This window comes from Pseudarthrobacter sp. L19, assembly GCF_050859435.1.
In the GTDB taxonomy this organism is placed as follows: Bacteria; Actinomycetota; Actinomycetes; order Actinomycetales; family Micrococcaceae; genus Arthrobacter.
Genome location: NZ_CP193935.1, coordinates 1,752,852 through 1,778,174, shown reverse-complemented (window position 1 = coordinate 1,778,174; position 25,323 = coordinate 1,752,852). Strand labels below are relative to the sequence as shown.

Below are 25,323 nucleotides of genomic sequence, written 5' to 3'. Positions count from 1 at the left end.
GGCCTACTTCTTGATGCACTGCCCGGGCGAGACCGGGTCCCCCAGGCCGGAGGCCTTCGCCGCGACCGGTCCCAGGTCGTTCATCGTGATCGCGAACCCGAGGGAGTTCTCCGACGTCGACTTCGCGAAGACCACCCCGGCCACCTGGCCGTCCGTGGTCAGCAGCGGGCCGCCGGAGTTGCCCGGCTGGACGTCGCCCGCCAGCCGGTAGACGTCCTCCGGGGCGGCGTTGTTGCCATAGATGTTCGGCACCAGCACGGTGGCGATGTCCCGGATGGCGGCCGGCTTGGACTGGAACGGGCCGCCATGCGGGTAGCCCGCGAACGCGGCCCGGCTGCCGGCGGGCAGGTTGGAACTCAGCTGCAGCGGGGCGGACCGCAGACCGTCCACGGCCAGGACCGCCAGGTCGTGCTGGCTGTCGAAGTAGACCACCCGGCCGGGCAGCGCGCCCCGCCGGGAACCTCGACGACCGGCTCGGGCACGCCGGCAACGACGTGCGCGTTGGTCACCACGCGCCCGGCGGAGACCACGAACCCGGTCCCGGTCTGGTTCTGGCCGCACTGGTAGGCGGTACCCGCAATCTTCAGGACCGACGCCGAGGCGCGGTTCAGCGCGGGCGTGTCGGTGCTGGCGTCCGGAACGGGGACCGGCTGGCCGCCGATCCCCTCGAACAGGGTGGGGATGCCGTCGCCGATGACGGCGGAGCGTAGCTGGGCGAGGGACGCCTTGAGGGGTGTGGGGGTAACGCCGTCGATGAAGCCGATCACCTTGGAGTCGGCCAACTGCTGCGACACCATCGGGACGCCGAGGGCGCTGATGCTGAAGGCCAGTATGGACATCACAAGGGCAGAAACGGCGACGTTGACGCCACCGCCCACCACCCGGTCCGCGAACCGCAGCGGGCTGGGTTTGACGACGCTGCGGATGCGGCGGCCGATCATGGTTCCGAGCCCGTGGCCCAGCATCATCAACGCCACCGTGGCGGCGATGATCGCGGTGAGCCGCCACCCAGGGTCGCCGACAAGGTCGCTGACGATGGGGACCGCGAAGAACGCGGCCACGGCTCCGGCCGCGAAGCCGGCGATACCGCCGAGGGTCACCAGGAACCCGTTGCGCAGGCCGTAGATCAGGTAGGACAACAACGTCAGGATCAACGCGAGGTCCAGGATGGTCAAGCCAAACAACGGGGCTCCTTAGGGGCTGGTAGGAGGCTCATTCTACCGGTGCACCCTGACAGTTCGCGGGGCACGGGCCGCCGCCGGAACGGCACCGGAGCGGCTGCGCTGCACCCGCCGGGCCTGCCGCCGCCGCGTCTTCTGGCGCGTCCCGGTGCCAAGTACGTCACAGAAGCCGCAAAATTCTGAAACAATGGCTGAAGCGCCCCAGCCGACACAGTTAGTCAGGAGTTTTCATGGATATCGAGGTACTGCGCCGCGCACCCCTTTTGCCACGCTCGACGACGAGGCGTTCCGTCTGCTGACGGACGAGCTCACCGAGGTGGACCTTTCCCGCGGAGCCTCGGTCTTCCGGGAAGGCGACCAGGGCGACCAGCTCTACTTCATCGTCTCCGGCAAGGTGAAGCTCGGCCGCACCTCCCCGACGGCCGCGAATCGCTTTTGGCGATCCTCGGACCGGGCGAACTGTTCGGTGAGATGGCCCTCTTCGACCCGAGCCCCCGCACCGCCACCGCGACGGCCGTGTCCGAGACCCGCCTCGCTGGCCTGAAGAACGAGAGCCTGAACGCCCTGCTCCGCAGCCGCCCCGAGGTCTCCGCCCAGCTGCTGCAGGCACTGGCCCGCCGCCTGCGCCGCACCAACGACTCCCTCTCGGACCTGGTCTTCTCCGACGTTCCGGGCCGCGTGGCGAAGGCCCTGCTGGACCTCGCCGACCGCTTCGGCCGCCCGGCGACAGACGGCGTGCTGGTCGCCCACGAACTGACCCAGGAAGAGCTCGCGCAGCTGGTCGGCGCCTCCCGCGAGACGGTCAACAAGGCCCTGGCAGAGTTCGTCCAGCGCGGCTGGCTGCGGCTCGAAGCCCGCGCCGTCGTCATCCTCGACATGCAGCGCCTCCGCCAGCGCTCCCGCTAAACACACCCCAGCAGCAACCGCGAAAGGGCCGGCTCCGAGTTATCGGAGCCGGCCCTTTCGCGTAGGCGGGTGGCCCTAGCGTTCGCGCTGGGGCTCGTTGGCGACGGTTTTGGCGGCCTCGACCTCGAGCATGAGCACGCCGTCCTCCTCCACCAGCTTCGGCTGGTAGACGTGGGCGCTGCGCTTGTAGCTGAGGTAGGCGATGCAGCCGTTGGCGCTGGCCATCTTCTCGAGCATGATCTCCGAGCCGGGGACAAGGAGCTGGCCCAGACGGAGACCCACGGTGTTCGGCTGGCCCACCTCGTCGCCCAGTGCGGTGGTGTCGCGCTCGGCGATGACCTTGCGGACGCAGACCCAGCGCGCCCACACCCCTTGCTGGCCAGCATGGACGGCTGCTGGTTCATCGGCACGGTGGCGGCGAAGTAGCGGGTATTGAAGCGCCGGTGCGAGAAGTCGGGGCTGAGCCAGTTGACCAGCGGCTTGAGCAGGTCCGTGCGGACGGAGAGGCCGCGTTTGGCCAGTACGTCGGTAAAGGATTTCTCCTGCTCCGCGACGGCCTCCCGGGCCCGCATCCACTCCGGGGAGGTGTTGTTCTCCACCGTGGAGGAAAGGTCCGGACCGGCGAGGAGGATGCCCGTTTCTTCGAACAGCTCGCGGATCGCTCCGATCACGTGCCGGCGGGCGAGGCCGACGTCGGCCGTTCCCATCCGCTCCGCCCAGTATGAGGGCGGCGGCCCGAGCCAGCCGACGGCGTCGTCGTCGGAGGACTCCAGCGAGCCGCCCGGGAAGGCGAGCACGCCCAGCGGTGATGTGCCCGGCCGGTAGCCGAGCCAGGTCTCCAAACCCGTGGGCGAATCCCGGAGCAGCACCACCGAGGAGGCGAAACGCGGGGCGCGCGGAGTGCGCTCCCCGTGCTCCAGCCAGCTGCGGGCCGCTCCCTCGAGGTCCGGGGGAAGATCAAACAAACGTCGTGCGAGGTGTGGCAAGGAAAGCGACCGGCCTTAGGCGAATTCTGCGATCAGTTCGACTTCCACCGGGGAATCGAGCGGCAGGACGGAGACACCGACGGCGGAGCGGGCGTGCTGCCCGGCGTCGCCAAGGACCCTGCCCAGCAGCTCGGAGGCGCCGTTGATGACGCCGGGCTGGCCGGTGAAGGACGGGTCGGAGGAGACGAAGCCGACCACCTTGACGATCCGGGTGATCCGGTCCAGGTCGCCGATGACGCTCTTGACCGCGGCGAGGGCGTTCACGGCGCAGATCGCGGCGAAGCGCTGGGCGTCCTCCGGGGACACGGTGGCCTCGTCGGAGGCACCCTCGGCGCCCGAGGAGACCTTGCCGGTCTCTTCCAGGCGGCCGTCGACGAACGGCAGCTGGCCGGAGGTATAGACGTGGTTGCCGGAGACGACGGCGGGGACGTAGGCGGCCACGGGCGCGGCCACCTCGGGGAGCGTCATGCCGAGTTCGGCGAGGCGCTGTTCGACGGCGGACGTCGCACCCGCGGAGGCTGCCGGCGTCGTGGCTTCGGACGTGCTCATGGTTACTGCTTCTCCCGCTTCAGGTAGGCCACCAGGCCGTTGCCGTCGGGGCCCGGAACTACCTGCACCAGCTCCCAGCCGTCGTCACCCCACTGATCAAGAATCTGCTTGGTGGCGTGAATAATGAGCGGAATCGTGGCGTACTCCCATTTGGTCATGAAGGAAAGCCTAGTGCTTGCCGCTAAAGTGGAAAACATGGCGACTGGTAAGAACCCTGTATTCGACACTGCCACCACCCTCGGAAAGCTCATCCTTTTCCTTGGCGTGAGCGTTGTCTGTGGCGTGCTCGTTGCGGGGCTGCTCGTTCCCGCGGCGGCCCTCTCCGGCAACACGGCCAGCGGGTCGATCAAATTCTTTGAGGCTCTCCCGGCGGAGCTCCAGGTGGACCCGCCGAGCCAGGCGACCACCATCCTCGCCTCCGATGGCAGCGTTATCGCCAGCGTCTACTCGGAGAACCGCACCCGCGTCTCCCTGGACCAGATGTCCCCTTACGTCAAGGACGCCGTGGTCGCGATCGAGGACAGCCGCTTCTACGAGCATGGCGGCGTGGACACCACCGGTATCCTCCGCGCGCTCGTGGCGACCGCCCGCGGCAACAAGCAGGGCGCCTCCACCATCACGCAGCAGTACGTGAACAACGTCATCAACTCCTCCCTGGAGATGGAGGGCAAGAGCGACCAGGTACTACTCAACGGCGTCAATAAGAGCATTGGCGACAAGCTCCGCGAGATGAAGCTCTCGATCGCCCTGGAGAAAAAGTTCTCCAAGGAACAGATCCTCGAGGGCTACCTGAACATCGTCTTCTTCAACCGCGACGCCTACGGCATCGAGGCTGCCTCGAAGTTCTTCTTCAGCACCTCGGCCAAGGACCTGACGCTGCCCCAGGCCGCGCTGCTTGCGGGTCTGGTCAACAGCCCGTCCTTCTACGACCCGATCACGCACCCGGACAATGCCAAGGTCCGCCGTGACCTGGTCCTCAAGGCCATGCTGACCCAGGGCAAGATCAAGCAGGCCGACTACGACGCCGCTGTGGCCACCCCGGTGGAAACCAAAGTCACGCAGCCCCAGCAGGGCTGCCAGAACGCCGCGATGGCGCCGTACTTCTGCGACTACGTCATGCACCTGCTGCAGAACAACCCCGCGTACGGCGCCGACGCCGACGCCCGGGAGCGCAAGATCTTCCGCGGCGGCCTGACCATCAAAACCACCCTTGATCCGAAGGCCCAGGCCGTGGCCCAGGAACAGGTCAACGCCACCGCCGGGGCGAACCCGGACAAGTGGGGCGCCTCGCTGGTTTCCGTCCAGCCCGGCACCGGCAAGATCATCGACATGGCCCAGAACACCTCGTTCCTGGCCGGCGACGGCAAATTCAACACCCAGCTGAACTTCAACGTCGACGCCTACGACAGCAAAGGCCAGGACCTCAACGGCGTGGGCGGTATGCAGCCCGGCTCGACCATGAAGCCCTTCACGTTCGCGGAGTGGCTGAACGAAGGCAAGTCGATGAACACCATCGTCGACGGCTCCGTCCGGAAATATCCGCTCAACTTCAAGTGGAAGAACTCCTGCGGCGTGACCACCGGCGCGTACAACACCGCCGAAAAGGCGCTGGGTGCTGCGGACGACCTCCAGAACGCCGAGGATGGCTACTACAAGCCGATGACGGTCCTCAAGGGGCTCTATAACTCCATCAACACGGTGACCTTCGCGTCCGCCGCGCAGCTGGACTTCTGCGGCATCCAGAAGATGGTGGATTCGGTGGGTCTGCACTCCGGCCTCCCCGAGAAGGACAAAGACCAGAAGATCATTCTTGATGCCAACGGCAACATTGCGAACCCGAACCCCAAGATCGACATGTTCACCACGGCCAACCTCCTGGGCTCCACCCAGACCTCGCCGCTGGCCATGGCCAGCGCCTTCGCGACCTTCGCCAACGACGGCAAGTACTGTGAGCCGATCGCCATCACCTCGGTGACCGATGCCACCGGCGCGCAACTGCCGGCCCAGAACACCAATTGCCGTGACGCGGTCAAGCCCGAGGTGGCCCGTGGCGTGAACTACGCGCTACAGGAAGTCCTGAACCAGGGTTCCGGCTCGCTGATCCGCCCCCGGATCTCCACCCGGACCGACTTCCCGATTGGCGCAAAGACCGGTACCTCCAACAACAACGGCTCCACCTGGGTGGTGGGTCACACCACCGGCCTGGCCACCGCCTCCTGGTTTGGCGATCCGCTGGGGAACCAGTTCCGCCCGGGCCAGAACGTCACCATCAACGGCCAGTTCTACACGGGCATCGACGGCTACATGCTCGCCGGTCCGCAGTTCTCCAAATTCATGGCTGCCGTCGCCCCGGGCTACGGCACAAACCCCTTCCCGGCTCCGCCGTCGAACCTGGTCAACGGCTACACGCCCGTCCCGGTGCCCAACACCCGGCAGAACACCCAAGCGACGCCGGCGCCGAACAACCCGGCCCCCAACAACCCGGCACCTGCTCCCAGCAGCCCGGCTGCACCGGCTCCCGCGCCGAGCTCGGCGGCACCGGCGCCGACCAACCCCGGCACTGGCAAGCCGTGACCCCCTCCATGAGCACGCTGGCGAGCCGCGTCCGAAGCATCGGGCGCGGCATTGCCGTCACCACCGCCGTCGGAGCCGCGGCCGGCGCCGCCGCAACCGGCTACGGTCTCTGGGAGAAGAACCAGTTCGTGCTCCGCGAGGAATCCTTGGCGATCCTGCCTCCGGGCTACGGCCCGCTGCGCGTGCTGCACCTCAGCGACATCCACTTCGTACCCGGCCAGCGCAAGAAGGCCGACTGGCTGGCTTCCCTGGCCGCGCTGGAGCCGGACCTGGTGGTCAACACCGGCGACAACGTCAGCCACGTCAACGCCATCGACCCCGTCCTGGAGGCCCTCCGGCCGTTGCTCCAGTTCCCGGGTGTCTTCGTGCCGGGCTCCAATGACTACTACGCGCCCCGGTTCAAGAACCCCGCGTCCTACTTCACCGGGCCCTCCTCCACCCCCAAGACCCCCGTGGCCCTCGACTGGCCCAGGCTGCGCACCGGCTTCGGCATGTCCGGCTGGGTGGACCTGACCAACCGCTGCCAGTCCCTGGTGGTCGACGGCCTCCGGCTGGACTTCTCCGGCGTCGACGACCCGCACCTGCGACTGGAAAAGTACGCCGGCTGGCCCCGCGGCACCCGCAACCAGGACACGAAACCTCACCTGCGGATTGCCGTCGCGCACGCCCCCTACCAGCGCGTCCTGGACCACTTCACCGAGGACGCCGCGGACCTGATCCTCGCGGGGCACACCCATGGCGGCCAGATCTGCGTCCCCGGCTACGGCGCCCTCGTGGCCAACTGTGATCTGCCCACCTGGCGAGCCAAGGGCCTACACGACTGGACAAGCAACGGGCTGACGACGCCGGTCAACGTCTCGGGCGGCATCGGTACCTCACGCTTCGCCCCGGTCCGCATCGCCTGCAAGCCCGAGGCCGTGCTGCTGACCCTCACCGCGAAGGCCTAGACGCGCCGACTGACCCGGAGCGGTCATTACGGAACATAATTTCTGCGCCAGATTGGCAGGGGCCGCAGAATGCTGTGAACGTGGTCACGCCATGGCCTAGGGTAGTTGCTACCGGAAACTACATTCAGTTGCGTAAACCCTTTCGCAGTTGCAGTTAAGAAGCAGGCATGGCTACACAGACCCCGTTCTTCTCTTCCATCAACCGCCTCTATCCCCACGTCCGGCCGATCCTGCCGCGCCTGATCCTGGGCCTGCTCAGCGCCCTGATGGCCAGTATCGTCGCCCTGGCCATCCCGCAGGTATTGCGGGTCCTGATCAACGATTCGCTCAAGCCCGGCGGCAGCGGCCAGGCCGTCTGGATCTCCGCCGGGATCGTCCTGCTGCTGGGCATCGCGGAGGCGGGGCTGGTGGCCCTCCGGCGGCAGTTCGTCATCAACCCGGCCACCACGGTGGAAACCCGGATGCGGGTCTCGCTCTACGACCACCTGCAGGACCTCGCCGTGGCCTTCCACGACCGGTGGGGATCCGGGCAGCTGCTCTCCCGGGCCATGACCGACCTGAACTTCCTCCGCCGCTGGATGGCCTTCGGCGCCATCATGCTGGTGGTCACCACCCTGACCGTGCTGATCGGCGTCGTGGTCATGTTCGCCATGAGCTGGCAGCTGGCCCTGATCTTCCTCGCCGCGGCCGTGCCGATCATGATCTACGGCTTCCGTTTCCGGACCCGGTACTCCAAAGTGGCACGCCGCAGTCAGGACCAGGCCGGTGACCTGGCCACCACGGTGGAGGAATCGGTCCACGGCATCCGCGTGCTCAAGGCGTTCGGCCGCAGCCGCGAGGCCCTGGAGAACTTCAACGAACAGGCCGAGGAACTGCGCCAGACCGAGATCGACAAGGCCAAGCACCTGGCCACCTTCAGCCTGGTGGTCACGCTGCTGCCCGAACTCGCGCTCGGCGCGGGCCTCGTCGCCGGCGTCCTGCTCGCCGCCGACGGCCAGCTCAGCATCGGCGCCCTGGTGGCCTTCTTCGCCACCGCCGCCGTCATCGCCGCCCCCGTGGAAGTCTGCGGCATGCTCCTGGCCATGGCACTCACGGCCAAGACCGCCATCGACCGGCACTTCGAGGTGATGGACGCGGTGAACACCATCACCAGCCCGGACCACCCCCGCAGCCCGGCCGACCTGAAGGGCGCACTGTCCTTCCGGCACGCCACCTTCGCCTTTGAGGACGCTCCGGACAAGCCCATCCTCAAGGACATCACCCTGGACATCAGGCCCGGCGAGACCATGGCGCTGGTGGGCATTACCGGCAGCGGCAAGAGCGCCCTGCTGCAACTGGTCCCCCGCCTGTTCGACGTGACCGCCGGGTCGGTGGAGATCGACGGCGTCGACGTGCGCGAGTTCGACGTCGCGGGGCTGCGCAGCGCCGTGGCCGTCGCCTTCGAGGACACCACCCTGTTCTCCAACTCCGTCCGGGACAACGTCCTCCTCGGCGTCGCGGACACCGTGCCGGCCGAGCGCCGCGAGGAGATCCTGGCCGAGGCCCTGGACACCGCCCAGGCCCACTTCGCCTATTCCCTGCCCGAGGGACTCGACACCCTGATCGGCGAGGAGGGCCTCAGCCTCTCCGGCGGCCAGCGCCAGCGCATCGCCCTGGCCCGCGCCGTCGCCGCCGACCCCACGGTCCTGGTCCTCGACGACCCGCTCTCGGCCCTGGACGTCAACACCGAGGAACTGGTGGAAACCCGGCTCCGCGAGGTCCTCGCGGACACAACCACCCTGGTGGTGGCGCACCGGCCCTCGACCGTGGCCCTCGCGGACCGGGTGGCCCTGCTGCAGGACGGCCGGATCACTGCGGTGGGCACCCACACCGAACTGCTCGCGGAGAACAGCCACTACCGCTACGTCATCGCCAGCCTGGACCCGGAACCGCGGGACCTGGACTCCGAACTCTCCGCCCTCGAGGCCGAGGAGGTTTCGCCATGAGCACCGCCACCTTCGGCACCGCCAACGAGGACAACGCCCACCTCTCCAAGGCCGAGAGCCGGGCCGTGCGGCGCCGCTCTTTGGCCCTGCTGGGCTCGCTGATCCGGCCCGTCCGGCGGCGCTTCTGGCTCACCATCGCCGCCGTCGTGCTGTCGCAGGCCGCCCGCGTGGCCGGGCCCGCCCTGATCGCCTTCGGCATTGACCGGGCGCTGCCCGCGCTGCGCTCCGGGGACAGCTTCCCGCTGGTTTTCGCCGGCGCGGCCTACCTGGCGGCGGCGATCGCGACGGCGGGACTGACCGCCCTCTACGTGACGTCCACTGCCCGGCTGAGCCAGTCCATGCTGCTGGACCTGCGGGTCAGGGTCTTCCGGCAGACGCAGCGGCTGAGCCTTGAATTCCACGAGAAGTACACCTCGGGCCGGATCATCGCCCGGCAGACCTCAGACCTGGAGGCGCTGCGCGAACTCCTGGACTCCGGGGTCTCGTCTCTCGCGTCCGGGCTGCTGTTCATGATCTTCACGGCCATCACCATCTTCGCCCTGGACTGGCGCAGCGGTCTGCTGGTCCTGGCCGCCGGCGTCCCGATGTACTTCCTGTCCCGCTGGTACCAGAAGCACTCGCAGATCGCGTTCCGGGAGTCCCGCGTGGTCTCGGCGCGGCTGATCGTGCACTTCGTGGAGACCATGACCGGCATCCGCGCCGTGAAGGCCTTCCGCAAGGAGCGGCAGAACGCCGAACGCTACGCCGAGTTGTCGGAGGAGTACCGGCTGGTCACGGTCCGTTCGATCAACCTCAACGGCGTCTTCCAGCCCGGCCTGGTGCTGATCGGCAACATCTGCGTCGCCGTCGTCCTGCTCGTAGGCGGCTTCCGGGTGCTCGACGGCGGCCTGGCCGTCGGCGTGCTGCTGGCTCTGATCCTCTCCACCAAGCGCTTCTTCCAGCCGGTGGACCAGATGGCGATGTTCTACAACTCCTTCCAGAGCGCCCAGGCGGCCCTCGAGAAGGTCTCCGGCCTCCTCGAGGAGGTACCCACCGTCCGGCCGCCGGAACACCCGGTGGCCCTCCCCGCGCCACCGGCCGGATCGACTTCAACCAGGTGGAATTCCGCTACGGTGACGGCCCGGTCATCATCCCAACCCTGGACCTGCACATCCCGGCCGGCCAGACGGTCGCACTCGTGGGCCAGACCGGCGCGGGCAAGTCCACGCTGGCCAAGCTGATCGCCCGGTTCTACGACGTCTCGGCCGGGTCGTTGACGCTCGACGGCGTCGACCTCCGGCAACTCGCGACGGCGGACCTGCGCCGCAACGTCGTCATGGTCACCAGGAGGCCTTCCTGTTCAGCGGGACCGTGGCGGACAACATCGCCCTGGGCCGGCCGGACGCGAGCCGCCAGGAGATCGAGGCGGCCGCCAAGGCCGTCGGCGCGCACGGGTTCATCACCGAGCTGCCGGACGGCTACGACACCGACGTGAACAAGCGCGGCGGCCGCGTCTCCGCGGGCCAGCGGCAGCTGATCAGCTTCGCCCGCGCCTTCCTGGCCCGGCCCGCGGTGCTGATCCTGGACGAGGCCACCTCCTCCCTGGACATCCCGTCCGAGCGCATGGTCCAGGCCGGACTGGCCAGCCTGCTCCGCGGCAACGGCGGGGCAGGGGATGGCGGCCCCCAGAACGCCGACGCCGGCAGCCGCACCGCGCTGATCATCGCGCACCGCCTCTCCACCGTGGAGACCGCGGACCGGGTGCTGGTGGTCCACGACGGCAAGGTAGTGGAGGACGGGTCGCCCGCAGAGCTGATCGGCGGCGGCGGCCGGTTCGCCACCCTGCATGGGGCCTGGAAGGACTCGCTGGTCTGAGCCGGAGCCGCCGGCACCCGCCCGGACGGTTGAAGCGCCGCCGAGGGAGGACGTTTGGGCGGTCCCGATTTCGCATCCGGGGCCGGTATCGGATACTCTTGTGAAGTTGCTTTTGCAGCAACGGATCGGGATGTGGCGCAGCTTGGTAGCGCGCGTCGTTCGGGACGACGAGGTCGCAGGTTCAAATCCTGTCATCCCGACCAGTCAAAAGAGGGCCTTCCATTGGAAGGCCCTCTTTTTGTATCCGCTCCCGGGGGATGTACCTTCGCGGTCGCCGAATCGAATCGACGGCGGACACAGCACGGCCCCGGCATCGTGTGATGCCGGGGCCGTGGAGTCTGCCGGTCAGTAATGAGATCGAGTCAGGGATTACATCGGGTCGGGCCAGTTGCCGACGTTGGTGGAGTAGGTCATCGGGTCCGGCCAGTTGCCGACGGCGGAGGCGACGCGCATCGGGTCGGGCCAGTTGCCGACGGCGGTTACCTGCGTGGAATCGGAGCTGGAGCCGGCGGCGATGATGCCGGGAGCCGCCGCGGAGAAGGCCAAGGCCCCTGCGAGTGCCAGGCCTGCTGCAATCTTCTTCACCATGGTGATCCTCAAATCTTGAGTCGGAGTCGTTACCAAGACTGTAGTTCCCTTGTTGACATACATTGTAAAATTTCTTCCACAGAGGCTGTCAAGCATTTAGTACATCGATTGTCCGGAATGAGGTGGGATCCGTGGGGAACGGATTTGGCGAAAAACTCCGCGCGGAGCGGCTGGACCGCGGGCTCACGCAGGCTGAATTGGGCAGGGACTTGTACTCGCCCAGCTACATCTCCCTGCTTGAGACCGGGCGCCGCGAACCCACTGCCGACGTGATCGAGGAACTGGCCCGCCGCCTGGACCTGGCCCCGAAGGCCTTGGAGGCGTGGAGCCAGCCGGTCTCCATCAGCGACGCCGAGTACGTGCTGGCCGGCCTTTACGCCCGCCAGGCCTGGGACCTGCGGGATTACCCGCTGGCCGCGCAGCACGCCGCGACCGCCGCACAGATCGCCCTGGAGTCCAAGAACACCAGCGCCTGGTGGAACATGACCTACATGCAGGCCGAGTGCCTGATCAAGCAGGGCCTCTGGGCCGAGTGCCGGGCCATGGTCCAGCGCCTGCTGGACCACCCGCTGGCCGCCGAATCGGCGGGCCTGGGTGTCCGGGCCCGTCAGATGCTCGCCGCCGCCGCACAGGGCCAGGGCCAGCTGAAGGACGCCGTCGACTACGCCCAGGAGGCTGTCCGGCTCTGCGCCCAGCTGCCGAAGGGCTCCACCATGATCATCGGCGCCCTGCGCGCCCTGATTGGCGCCCTGGCCGAGAGCGGCCGCCTCGACGAGGCCTGGAAGTACTGCCAGGACATGAACGCGGAGATGGAAGGCCAGTCACTGCCCCAGCTGGCCGGCGAGGTGGCCTGGGTGGTGGGCAACGTCGCCTTCATGCGCCATGACTACGCGGAGGGCATCAAGTACCACGAGGAGGCCGGCAAGCTCCTCTCCCCCGCCTACGACATCGACCTCTGGGCCCGGTTCAACAAGGCCTCCGCCGCGGTGCGGCTCTCCTCCGGCATCGTCGAACCGGAAACCCTGTCCGCGATCGAACGTGCTGAGCTGGCCCTCTCGATCGTCGGCGGCACGGACACTGACCGGCTGGAGGTCGCGTTCATCCGCGCCCGGTGGCTCTACCTCACCGGGGACATCATGGGCGCAGTGCAGAAACTGCGCGAGATCCATGCCGAGCGCTCACTCCTGGCACGGCACACGGCCGGCGAGGTGTCGCTGCTGCTGGGCAAGGCGCTCAAGGCCGCCGGCGAGGTTGAGGAGGCCCTGGTCTACCTGGACGAGGCGCAGAAGGACTTCAGCGCCGCCGGGGCCTCGGACCGCGTCCAGCAGGCGCTGGACGCCGTCCTGGAGATCAAGCTGGCCCAGCGCCGCGCCGAGGCGGCATCGGCCGGCAGCCAGCAGCCCGCCACCAGCTAACTGAGGCCCTCAGCTAACGAGGGCCACCAGCTAGCGGCCGGCGGCGCCTCAGGCGAAGGTGCGGCCGGTCAGCAGCTCGTAGGCCTCCAAGTAGCGGCTCCGGGTGCGGGCGACGACGTCGTCCGGCAGCGCCGGCGGCGGCGTGTCGGAGGACTTGTCCCAGCCCGACGCGGCCGAGGTCAGCCAGTCGCGGACATACTGCTTGTCGTAGGAGGGCTGCGCCTTGCCCGGCTCGTAGGTGGCGGCGTCCCAGAACCGTGACGAGTCGGGCGTCAGGACCTCGTCGCCGAGGGTGATCACACCGGTGGCGGCGTCCACGCCGAACTCCACCTTGGTGTCCGCGAGGATGATCCCGCGGCCCCGGGCGATGCCCTCGGCCTTGGTGTAGATCTCCAGGGTCAGGTCCCGCAGCCGCGCGGCGGTATCGGCGCCGACCAGATCCACGACGGCGTCGTAGGTAATGTTCTCGTCGTGCTCGCCCACCTCGGCCTTCGCGGAGGGAGTGAAGATGGCCTGCTCCAGCCGGGAGCCGTCCACCAGCCCGGGCGGCAGCGGGATGCTGCAGACCGTGCCGGAGTCCCGGTATTCGACCAGGCCGGAGCCGGTGAGGTAGCCGCGGGCGATGCATTCGACCGGGAACATGTCCAGCTTCTTGCAGATCATGGCCCGGCCCTCCACCTCTGCCGGGACGCCGTCGGCGGCCATGGCGGCGAGGACGTGGTGCTCGACGCCGAGCTGCTCGAACCACCACAGGCTCAGCTGGGTCAGGATGCGGCCCTTGTCCGGGATCTCGCTGGCCAGCACGTGGTCATAGGCGCTGATCCGGTCGCTGGCCACCACCAGGACGCAGTCCTGGCCCATCCGCTCCGTGATGGCGGGGTCCGCCGGCGCGTAGAGGTCGCGGACCTTGCCCGAGTAGATGTGCTTCCAGCCCGGCAGCTCGGGGGCTTGGGTCTGGAGACCGCCGGCGAGGGGTTCGTGTGCGTTCATGGTCAGGACTTCGCTTTCGTCGCGGCGGCGGGGCCGGCCACGGTGATCGCACCGCGGGCGGCCTTGGCACCGATGTCGGTGCGGTACTGGGATCCCTCCAGCTGGATCAGCTCGACGCCGTCGTACGCCCGTTCCCGGGCCTCCACCAGATCCGTTCCAAGCGCGACGACGGCGAGGACGCGGCCGCCGGCCGAGACCACCTTGCCGTCGTCGTCGAGCCGGGTGCCGGCGTGGATGACGTGGACGCCATCCAGGGCCTCGGCCTTCTTGAGCCCGCGGATCCTGTCACCGGTGCGCGGGGTGCCGGGGTAGTTTTCGGCGGCGACGACGACGGCCACCGCAGTGTCCCTGGACCAGCGCAGCGGCTGGGCCTCGGCGAGTTCGCCCTTCGCGGCCGCCATCAGCAGGCCGCCCAGCGGGGTCTTCAGCCGGGCCAGCACCGCCTGCGTTTCCGGGTCACCGAAGCGGACGTTGAACTCGATCACCCGGGTGCCGCGCGAGGTGAGCGCCAGGCCGATGAAGAGCACGCCGACGAACGGGGTGCCGCGGTGGGCCATCTGGCTGACGGTGGGCTGAGCCACCCGTTCCAGGACCTCGTCCACGAGGCCTTCCGGCGCCCATTCCAGCGGGGTGTACGCGCCCATGCCGCCGGTGTTGGGGCCCTCGTCATTGTCGAAGATGCGCTTGAAGTCCTGCGCCGGGGAGAGCGCCACCGTGGTGCTGCCGTCACAGAGGACGAACAGCGACACCTCTGGCCCGTCGAGGAACTCCTCGATGACCACGGTACCGCCGGCGTCGAAGCAGCTCTGCGCGTGGGCCAGCGCCTCGTCCCGGTCGTTGGTGACCACGACGCCCTTGCCCGCGGCGAGCCCGTCGTCCTTGACGACGTACGGGGCGCCGAAGGTGTCGAGGGCGTCGGCGGCTTCCTCGGCGTTGGAGGCCACACGGGCCATGGCCGTCGGCACGCCGGCTTCGGCCATGATGTCCTTGGCGAAGGCCTTGGAGGCCTCGAGCTGGGCGGCGGCCTTGCTGGGGCCGAAGACCGGGATCCCGGCTTCACGGACCGCGTCCGACACACCGGCGGCGAGCGGCGCCTCGGGGCCGACGACCACCAGGTCGACGGCCAGCCGGGTCGCGAGGGCGGCGACGGCGTCGGGATCGTTGGCGTCGATGGCGTAGGTGGGGACCAGGGTGCTGATGCCGGCGTTCCCCGGGGCCGCGTGGACCTCGGAGACATTCGGATCGGCGAGCAGGGAACGGACAATGGCGTGTTCGCGGCCGCCGGGGCCGATGACAAGTACCTTCACAGTTCCCTAGGGTACTTTGTGCACGCGGCAGGCTCCTAAGCTGTGTCGGGCCGGCAATCCCCGGGGCAGCGGCTCCGAATAAGGGATATGACATCGTCCAGCAGCACTCAGCCCGGCACCACCGCGCGGCCGCGGAAGCGTTTCCTGCCCTCGGGGCCCACAGTCATGGCTGCCCTGGCCGGGGTGGTGTCCGCCGGCGTCGTCCTGGCCGTCGCGGAACTCGTGGGGGCCTTTTTCACGGCCCGCGCCACCCCGCTGATCGCCCTCGGTTCGACCTTCATTGACTTCACCCCGCCGTGGATGAAGGACTTTGCGATCGCCACGTTCGGCACCAATGACAAGGCCGCCCTCTTTGCGGGGATGGGCCTGACCATCTTCCTCCTCGCCTGCGTGCTCGGCATCGTCGCCTACCGGCGTTGGTCGCTCGGCGTCGCCGGGGTGCTGCTGATGGGCGCCGTGATCGTCGCCAGCGTCGTGACGCGTGCCAGCGTCAAGCCGCTGGATGCGATCCCGTCGTTGATTGGCACCGTGGCTGGCCTGGTGGTCCTGCGGTTCCTGATCGGGAAACTCCTGGCGGATGCGGTCCTGGCCCGACGCCGAAGTCGGGCGCAGCGCCAAGGAACCGGACCGGCCGGCCACCAGCCGCCGCGCCTTCTTCGCCGCGACCGGCATCACCGCCGTCGGCGCTGCCGTGGCCGCCACAGGTGGCCGGCTGCTCAGCGCCGCCCGCAGCAACGTGGCCAAGGCCCGTGAGAGCCTGACCCTTCCCGCGCCGGCCAAGGCTGCAGCCCCTGTTCCCGCCGGGGTGCAGTCCAAGGTGCCCGGTGTTACGCCGTGGCTGACCCCGAACAAGGACTTCTACCGCATCGACACCGCCCTCAGCGTGCCCGAGGTCAACGCCCAGGACTGGGAACTGCGGGTCCACGGCATGGTGGAGCAGGAGGTCCGGCTCAGCTTCCAGGACCTGCTGGACGCGAAGTTGATCGAGTCGCACGTGTCGCTGACCTGCGTCTCCAACCCGGTGGGCGGCAACCTGGCCGGCAACGCCAAATGGCTCGGCATGCCCATCCGCGACGTCCTCGCGATGGCCCGGCCCAAGGACGGCGCCGACATGGTGCTCTCCACGTCTGTGGACGGCTTCAGCGCCTCCACCCCCATCGAGGTGCTGCGGGATGACCGCGACGCGATGCTGGCCATCGGCATGAACGGCGAGGCGCTGCCGCTGGAACACGGCTACCCGGTGCGGATGGTGGTCCCGGGCCTGTACGGCTTCGTCTCCGCCACCAAGTGGGTGGTTGACCTGGAGGTGACCCGGTTCGCGGACGCCAAGGCCTACTGGACCCAGCGTGGCTGGTCCGAGCGCGGACCGATCAAGACCATGGCCCGGGTGGAAGTGCCCAAGTCCTTCGCCAAGGTCCCCGCCGGCAAGGTAGCGGTGGGCGGCACCGCGTGGGCGCAGACCCGCGGCATCACCAAGGTGGAGATCCAGATCGACAACGGCCCCTGGACCCCGGTGGAACTGTCCACCGAGGCGTCCCTGGTGACGTGGCGGCAGTGGTCCTACGAGTGGGACGCCACCCCCGGACCGCACTACCTCAAGGTCCGCGCCACCGACGGAACCGGCGAGGTCCAGACGGACAAGCGGGCCGATCCGGTCCCCGACGGCGCCTCAGGCTGGCAGTCCGTCATGGTCACCGTGGAGTAACCGGGTGACAGCGGCCCGGGCACCTAGACTGGCAGCATGCCTCTGAACCCGCATGCCACCTTCTCCGTCGAGTCCGCCGTCGAATTGGCGGTGGTGGAGCGCAGCGGTTTCATCGAATCACGGCACATCGGGGCCGCCGTCGTGCTTTCCGCCGATGGCCAGGTGGTCACCGAACTGGGCGACATCACCGCCCCGGTGTTCGCCCGCTCCACCCTGAAACCGTTGCAGGCCCTCGCCGCGATGCAGGCGGGCGTCCCCCTGAGGGGCGCCCAGGTGGCCATCGCCTGCGGCAGCCACGTCGGGTCCCTGGACCACATGGACGTGGTTGAGGGCATGCTCAAGGCCGCCAGCGTGACCGAGGACCAGCTGCAGTGCCCCGCCGACTGGCCGGCCGACGAGACCGCCCGGACCTGGCTGGTGCAGACTGAGCGCGGCAAGTCCCGGCTGGCCTTCAACTGCTCCGGCAAGCACGCCGCGTTCCTGTGGGCCTGCACGGAGAACGGCTGGGACACCCACAGCTACCTCGAGCCGAACCACCCGCTGCAGCAGCGGGTCCGCTCCGTCATCGAGGAATACTGCGGGGAACGGATCGCCCACCTGGGCATCGACGGCTGCGGCGCCCCCGTGGCCGCCGTCTCCCTCACCGGACTGGCGCGGGCCTACTCGCAGCTGGCCAAGGCCCCCGGCGACCACCACTCCAACGCCCGGGCCGCCACCATCGCCACCTCCATGCTGGACTACCCCTGGGCGGTCCAGGGCCGGGGCGAGGCTAACACCATCGTGATGAACGACCTCGGCATCATCGCCAAGATCGGGGCTGAAGGCGTCCTGGCCATGGCCACCCCGCAGGGCGTCGCCGTGGCCATCAAGGTCCTCGACGGGAACATCCGGGCCACCACCCTGGTAGGGCTGACCCTGCTGGCCGCCGCCGGTGCCGTGGACATTCCCGAAGTTTCCAGCGTGCTCGAAAAAGTCATCGACCCGGTGCTGGGAGGTGGCCGGCCGGTGGGCAAGATCCGCCTCGGCCACGCCGTCTCGGCGCTGCTGGACTAGGGCCATGGCAGTGGCACGGCGCCGGATCCCGGTGGACGAAGGACGCGCGGCCCTGGCCGCCTGGCGCGCAGCCACGGACGGGGCGGTCCCCGTGCCACCGTGGCCACCGCCGTCCGCTACACCCTGGAGGAAGTCACGGCCCGGGCGCCCGGAAACTCCGTGGAAGTCCGGGTCCCCCCGTTCGGGGTCACCCAGTGCGTGGAGGGCCCCCGGCACACCCGCGGCACACCCCCGAACGTGATCGAGTGCGACGCCGCCACCTGGCTCGCCGTGGTCACCGGCTCCCTGGCCTGGGCGGACGCGGTCGACGCCGGCAAGGTGGCCGCCTCGGGCCTCCGGGCGGACCTGTCCCGGCTGCTTCCGCTCTAGTCCCGCCACGGGCCGGGGCCACTTAGCTACTGCGGGAGTGCCGCTGCGCAGCCCGCTTAGCTCACCCGCGGCCGATGAAGGGCATGCCGGCGGCGGTGATGACCACCGATCCCACGCTGGCGGCGGCCGGCATCCCGGCCATCATCAGCACCGCCCTGGCCGCATCCTCCACCGGGAAGGTCGGTTCCACCCGGCGGCTGCCGTCCGCCTGCAAAGCCCCGTCGCCCACGCCGATCGTGTCCATCAGCCCGGTGGCGGCGTTCCCGATGTCGATCTGGCCGCAGGTGATGCCGAAGCCCCGGCCGTCCAGCTCGATGCTTTTGGTCAGCCCGGTGATCGCGTGCTTCGTCACGGTGTAGGCCACCGACCGGGGCCGGGGCGAATGGGCGGAGATGGAGCCGTTGTTGATGATCCGGCCGCCCTGCGGCATCTGCGCCTTCATTGCCCGGACCGCGGCACCGGCACAGAGCAGGGACCCGGAAATGTTCACCGCCGCCGTCGCCTCCCAGTCCTCGGGGCTGAGCTCGTCCACGGCCGCCGACGGACCAAACGTGCCGGCGTTGTTGAACAGAACGTCGACCCGGCCCCAACGCTCCAGCGTCGCCGCGAAGAGGCGTTCGACGTCGTCGGGCCGGGTGATGTCGCACCGTACGGTGAGCGCCAGGGCGTGCCCGGCCCCGGTTTCCAACAGCTTTTCTTCCCGCCTTCCGGCCAGGACCACGCGGTAGCCCTCGGCCAGCATGAGCCGGGCCACCGCCCGTCCGATGCCGGATCCCGCTCCGGTGACGACGGCGACCGGGCCGGCGTGGTGGTGTGTCATGGGGTCTCCTGGGGCGTGGCGGCGGGTGCGGTCCAGCCCAGCCTATGCCGGGCGGGGCCGGTCGCTAAAGACGTACAGTGAAGCGTGGCATCCACCGCGGGAGACGTCGTGCTGGCCTACCTGGCCGGGCAGGTGACCGAGGTGCGCCGCCTGGCGCCCGGCGCCGGAGCGGGCCGGGCCGAGGATATCCACCAAATGCGGGTCGCCGTCCGGCGGCTCCGTTCGGTCCTCGCTTCCTGCCGGACCCTGTTCGTCAGCGGTGCCGTGGAACCGCTGCGCGACGAGCTGCGCTGGCTCTCGGGGGTGCTGGGCGCGGCCCGGGACCCCGGCGTGGTGCGGGACCGGCTCCTGGAGGCGGCGGCCACGGAGCCTGCGGCCCTGCTCTGGGCAGTCGACCCCGCGGCGGCCCTCATCGGCACACGGCTGGATACCGACACGGCGGCCGGGCTCGCCGCGGCCGCCGACGCCCTCACAGGTGCCCGCTACGCCGGGTTGCTGGCAGCCATCGATACTTTCCTCGCCGACCCGCCCTCGGCCCCTGCCGCCGGGGAGCCGGCGCGCCAGGTCTACCGGGCCGTGCGCCGGGACGGCCGGCGCCTGGTCCGGGCCGCCGCGGCCCTGAATGACGACACGGCGGGCGCGGACCCGGGCGCCGGGCCGGGCAGGGAGTCCGGCGCGGATCACGACGTCGCGCTACACACGGTGCGCAAGGCCGCCAAGCGGCTGCGGTACTCCGCCGAGCTGATGCTTGAGGCCGTGCCGGGCGGACCGGCGAAGCGCCTGAAGCACGCGCGCCGGGCGGCCAAGGGGGCCCGGTCAGTCCAACAGGTTTTGGGCCTGCACCAGGACAGCGTCATGGCGCGGGCGGTTCTCGTGGAGCTGGCCCGGCGTCCCGGTGCGGAGGGCGAAGCCGGCGGCGGGTCCGCCGTCGGCTTCGGCCTCGGCCGGCTGCACGCCGCGGAGGACGTTCGTGCAGCCGCGGCCGAGAAGGCGTTCCGTAAGTCCTGGCGGAAGCTGCGGCGCCGGCTGTAAGGCCGGCGGCTGCTGTAAGCCCGGCGGCAGCCTAGGGTTTCAGGACCACCTTGATGCAGCCGTCCTGCTTCTTCTGGAACATCTCGTACATGGCCGGGGCCTCGCTCAGGCTGGCCTCGTGGGTGACAAGGTCCATGACGCCCAGCGGGTCGGCGTCGTCCTCCACCAGCGGCAGCAGGTCCTCGGTCCAGCGGCGGACGTTGCACTGGCCCATCCGCAGCTGGATCTGCTTGTCGAACATGGACATCAGCGGCATCGGCGAGGCCTCGCCGCCGTAGACGCCGCTCAGGGAGACGGTGCCGCCGCGGCGGACCGCGTCGAGGGCTGTGTGCAGGGCCGAGAGCCGGTCCACCCCGGCGCTTTCGAACGTCTTCTGCGCCAGCTTGTCCGGGAGCAGCCCGGCCGCGTGCTGCATGAAGGAGGCCACCGGCGAATCGTGCGCTTCCATGCCGACCGCGTCAACCACCGAGTCGGCGCCGCGGCCCCGGGTCATGGAGCGCAGCTCATCGGCCACGTCCTTGGAGAAGTCGAGAGTTTCCACCCCGTGCCGCTCGGCCATGGCGCGGCGCTCAGGGACGGGATCCACGGCGATGACCCGGAGTCCCAGGTGGCGCCCGATGCGGGAGGCGAACTGCCCCACGGGTCCCAGCCCCATCACTGCCAGGGTCCCGCCCTCGGGGACGTCAGCGTATTTCACGCCCTGCCACGCGGTGGGCAGGATGTCCGAGAGGAACAGGTAGCGCTGGTCGGGAAGTTCAGTGCCCACTTTGATCGGACCATAATCTGCGTGCGGGACCCGCAGGTATTCGGCCTGGCCGCCGGGCACCGAGCCGTATAGCTCGGAGAAGCCGAACAGTGAGGCGCCGGAGCCCTTCTCCTTGACCTGGGTGGTCTCGCACTGGGACTGCAGCCCCATGCTGCACATGTAGCAGCTGCCGCAGGAGATATTGAAGGGAATGACCACGCGGTCGCCAATCGCCAGGTTGGTGACCGCGCTCCCAACTTCGACGACGACGCCCATCGGTTCGTGACCGATCACGTCACCCTTGTGCATGTACGGGCCGAGGACCTCGTACAGGTGCAGGTCGGAGCCGCAGATGGCGGACGAGGTGATTTTCACAATTGCGTCCGTCGGTTCCTGAATGACCGGATCCGGGACCTCTTCCACGCTCACGGATCGTTTGCCCTGCCATGTGAGTGCCTGCATGCGCATTCCTCTTTCTTGGGTCGAATCTGTCGGTGAAAAACTATGGGATCTGCTGATGGGGAAGGTGGGGCCGCCGGCGCGGGGCGCAGAAGCACCGACGCATCCTGTGAGGGCGGCCAACGCCGAAAGCCAAAGCCCGTCAGCGGCTGCGCGCGGCGAGTTTCCCGATGACGCTGCCGGCGAGGTTGGCCAGCAGGGCGCGCGGGTTTTCGTAGACCTCGGCCGCGCCGGCGTCGCGCAGTTCGGCCTCGCTGGTGCCGCCGCAGGTCACGGCGACGGTGGGAATGCCGAGTTTGGCGGCGGCCTCGATGTCCCAGACGGAATCGCCGACGTAGACCGCGTTGTCGGCGGCAACGCCCACGGCTTCCAGCGCGGCGACCAGGATGTCCGGCTGCGGTTTGCTCTCCTCCGCGTCGGCCGAGCTGGTGGCCGCGTGCAGGTAGGCGTCGGCGTCAATCGCGGCGCGCAACATCTCCAGGTCCCGCCCGTGGGCGGAGGAGGCGAGAGCGACGGCGAGGCCGACGTCGTGGCACTGGACCAGGAGTTCGCGGGCGCCATCGGTGCGGCGCAGTGAAGTCCAATAGGTGGCGAAGACGGCGGCCTGCGAGGCGGTGAGGGCGTCGTCGTCGTCACGGTCCCGTTCCGGCAGCAGGTGGTCCAGCAGCTTGTCCCCACCCATGCCGACCGAGCGGTGAATGCTCGCCATCGGCACGTCGAGACCGGCCTGGCGGAAGGACTGCCACCACGCCAGGGTGTGAAGGTAGGAGGAGTCGACCAGCGTGCCGTCGACGTCGAAGAGGACGGCCGCGCGCGGGTGGTCAGTGATGGGCACGGGTTCGCTTCGTCGCAGCCAACGTGCCGCCAGTGAGGGATGATCCACGCCCCGCACCTGCCGTCCGCCGCTTGGCCATCGATGCCATGATCGCGGTCTGACCGTCGCCGCTGCGGTCCCGCACCAGTCCGGTGCCTGCGATCTCGCGGGCCTGGGCGATCCCGGCCACCGCCGCCCGCTTGGTCGGGAAGGTCACGGAGACCGCCATCAGGTCTCCTGCGGCGTCAATCATCCGGATCCGGTACCCGCCGTCGGGTGCGTCTACGAGCTCAAAGTATCCTGCCATCGCCAACTCCTTCAGTGCTGTTCCCCTCGTGGGGGACGTTAGTAAGTATACTTATCTAAGCTCTGGAGGAAAGTCCCCGGCGTGATTCCGGGGACTGCTGCCGGCGGCGCGCCAGTGCGGCCGGAGCGGCTAGTCGCCGCGTTCCCCCTTCTCCGGTTCCAACTGCAGCGCGGTGCGGATCAGGGCGAAGTGGCTGAAGGCCTGCGGGGTGTTGCCCAGCTGCCGGGCCTCCTCGACGCCCCATTCCTCGCTCAGCAGGCCGACGTCGTTGCGCAGCGCCAGGAGCCGCTTGAACAGCTCCTCGCCCTCGCGGCGCCGCCCGGCCCCGAGCAGGGCCTCCACCAGCCAGAACGAGCAGGCCAGGAAGACGCCCTCTCCGCCGGCGACGCCGTCGTCGCTCTGCTCCACCCGGTAGCGCAGCACGAAACCGTCGTGCGTCAGTTCCCGCTGGATGGCCTCGATGGTGCCGATCACCCGCGGATCGTCCGGCGGCAGGAACCCCACCCGCGGGATGAGCAGCAGGCTGGCGTCCAGTTCCGGCCGGCCGTACGACTGGACGAAGGTGTTGCGTTCGGCGTCGAACCCGTTGGCCATGACGTCTGCGTGGATCCGGTCCCGGAGGTCTTCCCAGCGGTCCGCCGGGCCGGGCAGGTGGAAGTCACGCACGCCCTTGACCATTCGGTCCGCCGCCACCCAGGCCATCACCTTGGAGTGGGTGAAGTGCCGGCGGGGTCCGCGCATTTCCCAGAGTCCGTTGTCCGGCTGGTTCCAGGCCGTCTCCAGGTGCTCCATCAGGGCCACCTGGACGTCCCAGGACTCGTCGGGATGCTGCAGCAGGGCCGAGCGGGTCAGCGCCAGCCCGTCCAGCACCTCGCCCCAGACGTCCAGCTGCAGCTGCCCTGCGGCTGCGTTGCCGACCCGGACCGGCGTCGATTTCTCGTAGCCGGCCAGCCAGTCGAGGGTCAGTTCCGGCAGCCGGCGTTCCCCGTGCAGGCCGTACATGATCTGCAGGTCCGCCGGGTCTCCGGCGACGGCCCGCAGCAGCCAGTCCCGCCACGCGCCGGCCTCCTCGGAGTACCCGGACGCCAGCAGCGCCTGGAGTGTCAGGGTCGCGTCCCGCAGCCAGCAGTACCGGTAGTCCCAGTTGCGTTCGCCGCCGAGTTCCTCCGGCAGGGACGTGGTCACCGCGGCGACGATCCCGCCGGTCGGGGCGAAGGTGAGGGCCTTGAGCGTGATCAGCGAGCGCAGCACGGGCTCCCGGTACGGGCCGGTGATCCGGCACCGGTCCGCCCACTGCAGCCAGAAAGATTCGGTGGCCTCCAGCACCGCCTCCGGGTCCACCTTCCGCGGCCGGCCAAGGTGGCTCGGGGACCACGTGAGGACGAACGGTATCCGCTGGCCGGCCTTCACCGTGAAGTCGGAGACGGTCTGCAGGTGCTCGCCGCGCAGCGGGGCGTCGGTGACGAGGTAGGCGGCGTCGGGCCCGGCGATCGCGTGGATGCCGTGCTCGTCGTGGCGGACCCACGGGATGATGTTGCCGTAGTCGAAGCGGAGCGCCAGCTGGCCGCGCATCCGGACGCTGCCGCGGATGCCCACCACGATCCGGACGATGTCCGCGGCGCCGTCGCGCGGGGACATGAAGTCGATGACCTTGGCCTTGCCCTCCGGGGTCTCCCACTCGGTCTCGAGGATGAGGGTGTTCCTGCGGTACTTCCGGCGGGTGCATTCGCCGCCCCCGGCCGGGGCGAGCAGCCAGCGGCCGGCCTCCGGTGTGTCCAGCAGGGCGCTGAAGCAGGCCGGCGAGTCGAACTGCGGCAGGCAGAGCCAGTCGATCGAACCCTCGGTGCTGATCAGCGCGGCGGTGTGCAGGTCGCCGACCATTGCGTAATCCTCGATGCGTGCCATGGCTCTTAGCGTGCCATACGGGCCTGGGCTAGGATCCCTCCCATGCCGGAGGATCAGCCAGGGCAGGCGCGGCCGCCGCGCGGGACGGCCCACATCGGGACCAGCGGCTGGAGCTATGACCACTGGGCGGGCGTGTTCTACCCGCCGGGGCTGCCCGCGGCCAGGCGGCTGGCCTACTACGCCGCCCGGCTTGGCACGGTTGAGCTGAACGCGAGCTTCTACCACTGGCCGCGGGAGGGCTCGTTTGCCGGCTGGCGGGAGCGGCTCCCGGAGGGGTTCGTGCTGTCCGTCAAGGCGCCGCGGGGCCTGACCCACGGCAGGAAGCTCTACAGCCCGGAGGCGTGGGTGGAGCGGATTGTCCACGGCTGGCACGAGCTGGGCGACCGGCGGGGTGTGCTGCTGGTCCAGTTGCCGCCGGACCTGGAGCGGGACGATGCGCGGCTGGAGTACTTCCTTGCTGCGCTGCCCCGCTGGATCCGGGTGAGCGTGGAGTTCCGGCACCCCAGCTGGGATAACCCGGAGGTGTACGCCCTGCTGGAGCGCCACGCCGCGGCGTACTGCGTGATGAGCGGCGCCGGGCTGCCCTGCATCCTGCGCGCCACCGCGCCGTTCGTCTATGTCCGGCTGCACGGCCCGGACCCGGACCGGCTGTACGCCGGCTCCTACCCGGACGACGACCTCCGCTGGTGGGCGGCGCGGATTGGCGAGTGGCTGGACGCCGGGCGGGACGTCTATGCCTACTTCAACAACGACGGCGGCGGGCACGCGGTGCGCAACGCCCTGACCCTGCGGGATCTGCTGGGGCCGCACTGACGCTGTGGGAGAGTGGTGT

The 25,323-nt window shown here is 69.3% G+C and carries 17 protein-coding genes, 1 tRNA gene and 6 pseudogenes; 12 read left to right on the top strand and 12 right to left on the bottom strand.

The features are described 5' to 3' along the window. Nucleotides 1-3 precede the first annotated feature (3 nt). Nucleotides 4-1,184, bottom strand: a pseudogene (locus ACRQ5B_RS08425) (MarP family serine protease). A 227-nt stretch (nt 1,185-1,411) separates the two neighbouring features. On the opposite strand from ACRQ5B_RS08425, the pseudogene ACRQ5B_RS08420 reads away from it, so the two are divergent. After that, nucleotides 1,412-2,087: pseudogene (locus ACRQ5B_RS08420) on the top strand (Crp/Fnr family transcriptional regulator). Nucleotides 2,088-2,162: 75 nt separating this feature from the next. On the opposite strand, the pseudogene ACRQ5B_RS08415 reads toward ACRQ5B_RS08420, so the two are convergent. From ACRQ5B_RS08415 to ACRQ5B_RS08405, 3 genes and pseudogenes are all read right to left on the bottom strand, one after another. Then, nucleotides 2,163-3,073: pseudogene (locus ACRQ5B_RS08415) on the bottom strand (NUDIX hydrolase). A gap of 15 nt (nt 3,074-3,088) precedes the next feature. Continuing rightward, entirely contained in the window at nt 3,089-3,622 is a 534-nt protein-coding gene (locus ACRQ5B_RS08410; protein ID WP_412883984.1) for a RidA family protein, read from the bottom strand. 2 nt (nt 3,623-3,624) lie between these two features. After that, complete coding sequence (locus tag ACRQ5B_RS08405; RefSeq protein ID WP_003797879.1) at nt 3,625-3,780, bottom strand: DUF4177 domain-containing protein; 156 nt, start codon at nt 3,778-3,780, stop codon at nt 3,625-3,627. A gap of 37 nt (nt 3,781-3,817) precedes the next feature. On the opposite strand from ACRQ5B_RS08405, the gene ACRQ5B_RS08400 reads away from it, so the two are divergent. The 5 genes and pseudogenes from ACRQ5B_RS08400 to ACRQ5B_RS08380 all read left to right on the top strand — a co-directional run bounded on the left by ACRQ5B_RS08400 (nt 3,818) and on the right by ACRQ5B_RS08380 (nt 11,185). Further along, entirely contained in the window at nt 3,818-6,196 is a 2,379-nt protein-coding gene (locus ACRQ5B_RS08400; protein WP_412883985.1) for a transglycosylase domain-containing protein, read from the top strand. Nucleotides 6,197-6,204: 8 nt separating this feature from the next. Then, nucleotides 6,205-7,143 (top strand): metallophosphoesterase, encoded by a 939-nt coding sequence (locus ACRQ5B_RS08395; RefSeq protein WP_432393245.1) that lies wholly within the window; start codon nt 6,205-6,207, stop codon nt 7,141-7,143. Between the two features lie 167 nt (nt 7,144-7,310). Further along, entirely contained in the window at nt 7,311-9,128 is a 1,818-nt protein-coding gene (locus ACRQ5B_RS08390; protein WP_432393244.1) for an ABC transporter ATP-binding protein, read from the top strand. Then, nucleotides 9,125-10,982: pseudogene (locus ACRQ5B_RS08385) on the top strand (ABC transporter ATP-binding protein). The gene ACRQ5B_RS08390 and the pseudogene ACRQ5B_RS08385 overlap by 4 nt, the downstream one beginning before the upstream one ends. 126 nt (nt 10,983-11,108) lie before the next feature. Further along, nucleotides 11,109-11,185: transfer RNA gene (locus ACRQ5B_RS08380), tRNA-Pro, on the top strand. Between the two features lie 166 nt (nt 11,186-11,351). Here the strand turns inward: ACRQ5B_RS08380 and ACRQ5B_RS08375 are convergent. Further along, the gene (locus ACRQ5B_RS08375) at nt 11,352-11,570 is read right to left on the bottom strand and encodes a hypothetical protein (protein WP_290256171.1); all 219 of its coding nucleotides are present in this window, start codon (nt 11,568-11,570) and stop codon (nt 11,352-11,354) included. 131 nt (nt 11,571-11,701) lie between these two features. Here ACRQ5B_RS08375 and ACRQ5B_RS08370 point away from each other — a divergent pair, with 131 nt between their 5' ends. Further along, on the top strand, nt 11,702-12,985 hold the full coding sequence (locus ACRQ5B_RS08370) for a helix-turn-helix domain-containing protein (RefSeq protein WP_412883989.1): 1,284 nt from the start codon (nt 11,702-11,704) through the stop codon (nt 12,983-12,985). A gap of 48 nt (nt 12,986-13,033) precedes the next feature. Here the strand turns inward: ACRQ5B_RS08370 and ACRQ5B_RS08365 are convergent, their stop codons facing one another. Both ACRQ5B_RS08365 and purD read right to left on the bottom strand, forming a co-directional pair. Continuing rightward, entirely contained in the window at nt 13,034-13,975 is a 942-nt protein-coding gene (locus tag ACRQ5B_RS08365) for a phosphoribosylaminoimidazolesuccinocarboxamide synthase (RefSeq protein ID WP_432393243.1), read from the bottom strand. Between the two features lie 2 nt (nt 13,976-13,977). Further along, the gene (gene purD, locus ACRQ5B_RS08360) at nt 13,978-15,282 is read right to left on the bottom strand and encodes a phosphoribosylamine--glycine ligase (protein WP_432393242.1); all 1,305 of its coding nucleotides are present in this window, start codon (nt 15,280-15,282) and stop codon (nt 13,978-13,980) included. Nucleotides 15,283-15,447: 165 nt separating this feature from the next. Here purD and ACRQ5B_RS08355 point away from each other — a divergent pair. From ACRQ5B_RS08355 to ACRQ5B_RS08345, 3 genes and pseudogenes are all read left to right on the top strand, one after another. Then, a pseudogene (locus tag ACRQ5B_RS08355) lies at nt 15,448-16,987 on the top strand (molybdopterin-dependent oxidoreductase). Between the two features lie 36 nt (nt 16,988-17,023). Beyond that, nucleotides 17,024-18,040 (top strand): asparaginase, encoded by a 1,017-nt coding sequence (locus tag ACRQ5B_RS08350; protein WP_432393241.1) that lies wholly within the window; start codon nt 17,024-17,026, stop codon nt 18,038-18,040. Between the two features lie 4 nt (nt 18,041-18,044). Beyond that, nucleotides 18,045-18,409, top strand: a pseudogene (locus tag ACRQ5B_RS08345) (sterol carrier family protein). 61 nt (nt 18,410-18,470) lie between these two features. On the opposite strand, the gene ACRQ5B_RS08340 reads toward ACRQ5B_RS08345, so the two are convergent. Next, nucleotides 18,471-19,229: an SDR family oxidoreductase gene (locus ACRQ5B_RS08340; protein WP_432393240.1), complete on the bottom strand. Its 759-nt coding sequence runs from the start codon at nt 19,227-19,229 to the stop codon at nt 18,471-18,473. A gap of 84 nt (nt 19,230-19,313) precedes the next feature. Between ACRQ5B_RS08340 and ACRQ5B_RS08335 the strand changes: the two genes are divergently transcribed. After that, nucleotides 19,314-20,261, top strand: a complete 948-nt coding sequence (locus tag ACRQ5B_RS08335) for a CHAD domain-containing protein (RefSeq protein WP_432393239.1) — start codon at nt 19,314-19,316, stop codon at nt 20,259-20,261. Between the two features lie 31 nt (nt 20,262-20,292). On the opposite strand, the gene ACRQ5B_RS08330 is transcribed toward ACRQ5B_RS08335, so the two are convergent. The 4 genes from ACRQ5B_RS08330 to ACRQ5B_RS08315 form a co-directional block, all read right to left on the bottom strand. Beyond that, nucleotides 20,293-21,468 carry a zinc-dependent alcohol dehydrogenase gene (locus ACRQ5B_RS08330; RefSeq protein ID WP_432393238.1) on the bottom strand — a complete coding sequence of 392 codons (1,176 nt, stop codon included), beginning with the start codon at nt 21,466-21,468 and terminating at the stop codon, nt 20,293-20,295. A gap of 139 nt (nt 21,469-21,607) precedes the next feature. Then, on the bottom strand, nt 21,608-22,300 hold the full coding sequence (locus ACRQ5B_RS08325; protein WP_432393237.1) for an HAD family hydrolase: 693 nt from the start codon (nt 22,298-22,300) through the stop codon (nt 21,608-21,610). Continuing rightward, the gene (locus tag ACRQ5B_RS08320) at nt 22,287-22,586 is read right to left on the bottom strand and encodes a YegP family protein (protein ID WP_290256181.1); all 300 of its coding nucleotides are present in this window, start codon (nt 22,584-22,586) and stop codon (nt 22,287-22,289) included. The genes ACRQ5B_RS08325 and ACRQ5B_RS08320 overlap by 14 nt, the downstream gene beginning before the upstream one ends. A gap of 129 nt (nt 22,587-22,715) precedes the next feature. Continuing rightward, entirely contained in the window at nt 22,716-24,491 is a 1,776-nt protein-coding gene (locus ACRQ5B_RS08315; RefSeq protein ID WP_432393236.1) for a glycoside hydrolase family 15 protein, read from the bottom strand. A 42-nt stretch (nt 24,492-24,533) separates the two neighbouring features. On the opposite strand from ACRQ5B_RS08315, the gene ACRQ5B_RS08310 reads away from it, so the two are divergent. Continuing rightward, nucleotides 24,534-25,304, top strand: a complete 771-nt coding sequence (locus ACRQ5B_RS08310) for a DUF72 domain-containing protein (RefSeq protein WP_432393235.1) — start codon at nt 24,534-24,536, stop codon at nt 25,302-25,304. The last annotated feature ends 19 nt before the right edge of the window (nt 25,305-25,323 follow it).

Bases quoted from the DNA above. Each gene is read 5' to 3' on its own strand.
- ACRQ5B_RS08340 (WP_432393240.1), bottom strand. From the start codon at position 19,229: ATGACACACCACCACGCCGGCCCGGTCGCCGTCGTCACCGGAGCGGGA.
- ACRQ5B_RS08375 (WP_290256171.1), bottom strand. From the start codon at position 11,570: ATGGTGAAGAAGATTGCAGCAGGCCTGGCACTCGCAGGGGCCTTGGCC.
- ACRQ5B_RS08350 (WP_432393241.1), top strand. From the start codon at position 17,024: ATGCCTCTGAACCCGCATGCCACCTTCTCCGTCGAGTCCGCCGTCGAA.
- ACRQ5B_RS08315 (WP_432393236.1), bottom strand. From the start codon at position 24,491: ATGGCACGCATCGAGGATTACGCAATGGTCGGCGACCTGCACACCGCC.
- ACRQ5B_RS08330 (WP_432393238.1), bottom strand. From the start codon at position 21,468: ATGCAGGCACTCACATGGCAGGGCAAACGATCCGTGAGCGTGGAAGAG.
- ACRQ5B_RS08410 (WP_412883984.1), bottom strand. From the start codon at position 3,622: ATGAGCACGTCCGAAGCCACGACGCCGGCAGCCTCCGCGGGTGCGACG.
- ACRQ5B_RS08390 (WP_432393244.1), top strand. From the start codon at position 7,311: ATGGCTACACAGACCCCGTTCTTCTCTTCCATCAACCGCCTCTATCCC.
- ACRQ5B_RS08405 (WP_003797879.1), bottom strand. From the start codon at position 3,780: ATGACCAAATGGGAGTACGCCACGATTCCGCTCATTATTCACGCCACC.
- ACRQ5B_RS08320 (WP_290256181.1), bottom strand. From the start codon at position 22,586: ATGGCAGGATACTTTGAGCTCGTAGACGCACCCGACGGCGGGTACCGG.
- ACRQ5B_RS08365 (WP_432393243.1), bottom strand. From the start codon at position 13,975: ATGAACGCACACGAACCCCTCGCCGGCGGTCTCCAGACCCAAGCCCCC.
- ACRQ5B_RS08395 (WP_432393245.1), top strand. From the start codon at position 6,205: ATGAGCACGCTGGCGAGCCGCGTCCGAAGCATCGGGCGCGGCATTGCC.
- ACRQ5B_RS08310 (WP_432393235.1), top strand. From the start codon at position 24,534: ATGCCGGAGGATCAGCCAGGGCAGGCGCGGCCGCCGCGCGGGACGGCC.
- ACRQ5B_RS08400 (WP_412883985.1), top strand. From the start codon at position 3,818: ATGGCGACTGGTAAGAACCCTGTATTCGACACTGCCACCACCCTCGGA.